This window comes from Sunxiuqinia dokdonensis (assembly GCF_001270965.1).
Taxonomy (GTDB): domain Bacteria; phylum Bacteroidota; class Bacteroidia; order Bacteroidales; family Prolixibacteraceae; genus Sunxiuqinia; species Sunxiuqinia dokdonensis.
Genome location: NZ_LGIA01000196.1, coordinates 1 through 4911 on the forward strand (window position 1 = coordinate 1; position 4911 = coordinate 4911).

The following is a 4911-nucleotide window of genomic DNA, read 5'->3' on the forward strand; positions in this document are numbered from 1 at the left end:
GCTTTTTAACCGGATTCCTTCAATCGAAATAAACATGTTTGCATCAGCAGTAAAAAAACTATTTACTAAGAAGAAAGTCAATGACCAGGCGGTATTGACGATTCTTTACGGCGGACAATCGGGCAACTCGGCGTTTCTTGCCAAGGAAGCCAAGAAGTATCTTCAAAAAAATAATTTCATCCCCCGGGTGGTGAATATGGCGAAATATGATTTTCAGCAATTGGAAGGAGAAGAACATTTGCTGATGCTGGTGAGTACGCATGGCGAGGGGGAACCTCCTGAGGCGGCCAGCCGGTTTTATCGGTTTTTGTTTTCTGAGGAAGCCCCACGCCTCGATCGGCTAAACTTTGCTGTTTGCGGCCTGGGGGACAGCAGCTATGAGCACTTTTGCCAAACAGGCAAGGATATGGACCGACGTTTGCATGAACTGGGCGGTACCCGATTGTTTGATCGGGTGGATTGCGATGTGGAGTTTCATCAGTCTGCTGCTCAATGGCTTTCGGGTATTTTAGCGGTCTTGCAGAATCATGGTGGTGCCAAAACGGAGACATTGCAGATTGAAGCAGATACCCAGCGTAAAACTTTTCAGGCGGTGGTTCGCCAAAAATTTCGCTTGAATACGGGTTCGGATTCGGCGACCTTCCACGTCGTTTTGTCGGTTGATCACCGGGATTTCTCTTATCAACCGGGTGATTCAATCAGTATTATTCCCCGAAACCCGGATTTGCTTGTTCAGTTGGTTTTACGTCGTTTGGGATATACCGAAGATGTGGAGGTCAACTACGACGATGACAGTCATTCTTTTCAATGGCTGTTAACCCATGCTTTCGAACTCACCACCCTGAGCCGTGGATTGCTCCGGCGTTACCAGGCGGTGAGCAAATCTGCCGGGTTGGAAGCGCTGTTGGCTGACGAAAAAGAACTGAATCGCTATTTGAAAAACCACGATGTGGCAGACCTTTTTGCAGACTTCCCAAGTCAGGCAGGGCCGGGTGAGTTGGTTTCCATATTCAGGAAACTGCAAGCCCGGCTTTACTCCATCGCCTCCAGCCCGAGGATTCATCCGGGCGAGGTGCATTTGACCGTGAAGCAAGTGTGTTTTTCGAACCGAGGACGGGAGCGCGAGGGGGCCTGTTCCAGTTACTTAAACCAGCGGCTTGTGCCTGGCGAGTCGCTTCCCATTCAAGTGGTGCCCAACGAGCAGTTTCGTTTACCCGCAAAGCCTGACGTTCCGGTGATTATGGTTGGTGCGGGCACCGGCGTAGCGCCTTTTCGTGCGTTTATGCAGGAACGCGCCCAGCAGCAAATCCCATCAAAAAACTGGCTGTTCTTTGGAGAGAAAAGGCAACAGTACGATTTCCTTTACCGCGAAGACTGGGCAGGCTGGCTAAGCAACCGTAGACTGAGCCGTTTGGACCTGGCTTTCTCGCGCGACCGTGATGAAAAAGTGTATGTGCAGCATAAAATCAGGCAGGAGGAAAGCACCTTTTTCGAATGGCTAGACCAAGGTGCCCATGTGTATGTATGCGGCTCGGTGGCTATGGGCCACGCCGTTCGCGAAACCATCCGCGAGCTTGTTGCGCTGGCCGGAAACCTCTCGGATCGGGAGTCGGAGAATTATCTGAATTCGCTGATGGAAGAAGGCCGCTGGCATATGGATGTGTATTGAAGCTGGTCTTCGAATGGAGAAGCCCCCGCTGACCTTCATTTTTCTGATGCCCGGCTGACGTTCGTACCCCTACGAAACCTTCACCCAACCCCCCGTGGACCTTTCGTACTCCTACGAAACCTTCCCCTAAAACCCGGTGAGCCTTTCGTACGCCTACGAAACCTTCGCCCAAAACCCGGTGAACCTTTCGTACTCCTACGAAGCCTTCGCCCAAACCCCCGTGAACCTTTCGTACTCCTACGAAACCTTCACTCAAAGCCCGGTGCACCGTTCGTATTGCTTTGAAGCCTTCCTCTGAAGCCCCGCGAACCAGTTGTATCGGTACGAATGAGACAGATGAAAGGACATGAGCTGTTTGCAGTCCTTGTTTACCTTCGGTTTTGACGACTGACCGGAAGAAAAGGCCTGCCCAAACAACCAATCATTCTGCGGCTTGGCAGCAGCCATCGGGCAGGGGGGCAATGGATCGCCATTTGTTTGGCCGGTTGGTTTTGGATTGCAGGACAGATCGCGGGTCGGTCATCCGGCCGCCGGCTCCTTCAGATTAGGGCTTGGCTTGTGTCTGAAATTGGGGACCCTGGCCTTCCGAAGCATTCAACCAAAAAAAAAAGCGAAGGATTAGTTGATTTTGGCTTTTGTATGCATGGCACGGGTTCCGGCCAGAACCATGAAGGCATTGGCCAGCAGGATGAGCAAGAGGGGCTCGAGCCACCGATGGGTTTGGTCGAAAGTGAATCCCAGCAATACCGGGCCAAAAGCCGCGAGAACATAGCCTGCTGCCTGCGCCATGCCCGATAGCTCGGCCGCTTGCTGGTGATCCTTGGCCTTGCTGCTGATAATCATGTAGGCAATGCTGATGCTTCCACCTGTCGAGAGGCCAATCAGAGCTGTTGAGGCCACCAAAAAGCCTGCGTGTTGGAACAAGATCAATCCGCCGAATCCGAGTAAATTGATCAGGCCAATCGCAACAATGGCCGTTCCCATTTTCTTCAGTTTGGAAGCGATAATGGGGGCGAAGAAGGTGGAAGGCAGGCCAATGATTTGTACAAATAACAGCATCCAGCCGGCGGTGTTTTCGTTCATGCCTTTGCTGAGCAGCACGGCGGGGAGCCAGGCGATGAGGCAATAGAAAACAAACGACTGAAAACCGAAGAAAATGCTAATGTACCATGCCGTTCGCGATTTCCAGATGGAGGGGTGTGGGTAAGCCGCAGCTTGGCTGTTTGCCCTGCTTGGATTGGCTTTCAATTGCGGAATCCATAAAACGATACCAACCAGGGCGAGAAATCCCCACGCGGCCAGTGCTTTTTCCCAACCCAGTCCGGCCCCCTCGGCCAGGGGAACGCTAACGCCGGATGCCAGCCCGGCCATGGCGCACATGGCGGTGGTGTAGATGCTGGTCATTAAACTAATGCGTTTGGGGAAGTCGGATTTGATGACACTGGGAAGCAGCACATTCATCACGGCAATACCCGAACCAATAATCAAGGTTCCGGCATACAGTAAGATAAGCTGGTGTGAATACCGGATGAAAATTCCGGCAGTCAAAATCAGCAGGGCCAGGAAGAGCGTTTTTTCGTTGCCCCAGCGTCGGCTCCATTTGGCGACAAGCGGCGAAAGTACGGCAAAAGCGATCAGTGGAATGGTGGTGAGCAATCCAGCTTCGAGGTTGTTAATGCCCAGGTTTTTCTGAATGATGGCAATCAGTGGCCCCACGGCCGTAATGGCCGGGCGCAGGTTGAAAGCCAGGAAAATGATTCCCAGAATGAGTAACCAACGCTTTTTAAACCATGTGCTGTCGTTTTGAGTTTCCATGCTTATTTTTTCGGTCTGCAAAGAAGCGGAAAATCAGCATTGAAATCAAGTTTTCAACCATAGCCTCGGCTTGTTTTAACGGAATGATCACTTCGGGTTCATCGTTCCGTTAGGAACAAAAATAGGGGGAGAAAAACTTTTCTACCCCCATATTTTCCCTCCGGCAAAACTTCAGATTTGGTGATCGGGCTATCAACGCACTTCGAAGCGGTGCGTACCCGATCCTACTCCTTCAATCCGGATAAATTTGCCGGTATTCCGGAGTTTTACTTTTTCTCCGTTCATGGTAACCGCCTGTTTTTTTGACCAGAAAGGCAGGTAAATGTCAGCTGTGGTGTTTGCAGGGATGCTTACCGTCAGATGAAAGCTTTTGTCCGGTTCATTCTGAAAGGAGACCAAAACGTCGCCTCGAATGGTTGGATGTTTGATTTCAGCCTGTCTTAAACCACCCGGTTGAGGTTTGATTTGTATTTTGCTGAATCCCGGCTCGAGGGGTTCAATGCCCATCAGCTTGCGCGGGATGTTATTGGCCGGAACCGCTCCCCAGGCGTGGTTCCAGTCCTGGTTGGGCTTGTACTTGTCGTCCCAGGCTTCCATGGTGATGGTTGAACCGGCGCGGATCATGTTGTACCAGCTTCGTTCATCGGTCGAGGTGAGCAGTTCCAATCCGTAGTCGGCGTTGTGCCCGTCATAAACGGCATCCATCAAAAACTGCGAGCCATACACGCTGCAAGCCATGCCGCGTGAGCGGATAAATGCGTTGATTTCATCGACATACTTGTCAGGGGCCAATCCGAAAGCAAGGGGAAACATGTTGGCATGCAGCGAGGCATGATCGGTGCCGATTCCATCCGTATAAATCTTTCGTTTTGAATCGATGAATTTGGCATTGAAGGTCTTCTTCAAGGCGGTTGCTCGTTGGTTGTAAAAGTCACTTTCGTCGGGCTTGCCCAGTTGTGCGGCAATGGTGCCCATCACTTTCAGGGCATAATAATGATAGGCGTTGACCACGGTATTCACGTCCTGAAAAACAAAGCCATCGGTCTCGCCGGCCTCGTTTTTACCCAAGCCAAGAATGCCAGTGTGCGGCCAGTCTACAATGTCGCGCAGTTGGTCGTTGAGGTGAATCGACTGCAATATTTCGGGTGTCACTTTCCCGGTTCGGGTGCTGATTAGGCCTGTTTCGTCTGCCAGCGGCAAGAGTGTTTTGGCTTTCAAATCAGCATAAAATTCTTCCAGCGATTCTTTATTGCCGGTGTACAGGTAGTCGATCCAGGCCATCACCACCGATTGCAAAATCCACTCGGTGGGCCAGGTGGCGTGATGAATCAGGTATTCGTGACTGTAGCGGCCGGGTCGTATTGGAACCGATTGCCGGAGTGCCCATTGATTTTGATGGAATTATTGATGTTTTTGAGAAAACATTG

Annotated in this window: 4 protein-coding genes; 2 read left to right on the top strand and 2 right to left on the bottom strand. The window is 51.4% G+C overall.

All coding sequences use genetic code 11. From position 1 onward, the window contains the following. The coding region (locus tag NC99_RS18305) for a diflavin oxidoreductase (protein ID WP_053187262.1) at positions 1–1669 on the top strand (1669 nt) is incomplete at its 5' end. A gap of 136 nt (positions 1670–1805) precedes the next feature. Continuing rightward, positions 1806–1967, top strand: a complete 162-nt coding sequence (locus NC99_RS22000; protein ID WP_157625065.1) for a hypothetical protein — start codon at positions 1806–1808, stop codon at positions 1965–1967. A gap of 320 nt (positions 1968–2287) precedes the next feature. Here the strand turns inward: NC99_RS22000 and NC99_RS18315 are convergent, their stop codons facing one another. Both NC99_RS18315 and NC99_RS18320 read right to left on the bottom strand, forming a co-directional pair. Continuing rightward, complete coding sequence (locus NC99_RS18315; protein ID WP_053187269.1) at positions 2288–3484, bottom strand: CynX/NimT family MFS transporter; 1197 nt, start codon at positions 3482–3484, stop codon at positions 2288–2290. A 192-nt stretch (positions 3485–3676) separates the two neighbouring features. Further along, on the bottom strand, positions 3677–4780 hold the full coding sequence (locus NC99_RS18320; protein ID WP_262509318.1) for an alpha-L-rhamnosidase-related protein: 1104 nt from the start codon (positions 4778–4780) through the stop codon (positions 3677–3679). Between the last annotated feature and the right edge of the window lie 131 nt (positions 4781–4911).

Coding starts and splice junctions, on each gene's coding strand:
- NC99_RS18315 (WP_053187269.1), bottom strand. CDS start 3,484: ATGGAAACTCAAAACGACAGCACATGGTTTAAAAAGCGTTGGTTACTC.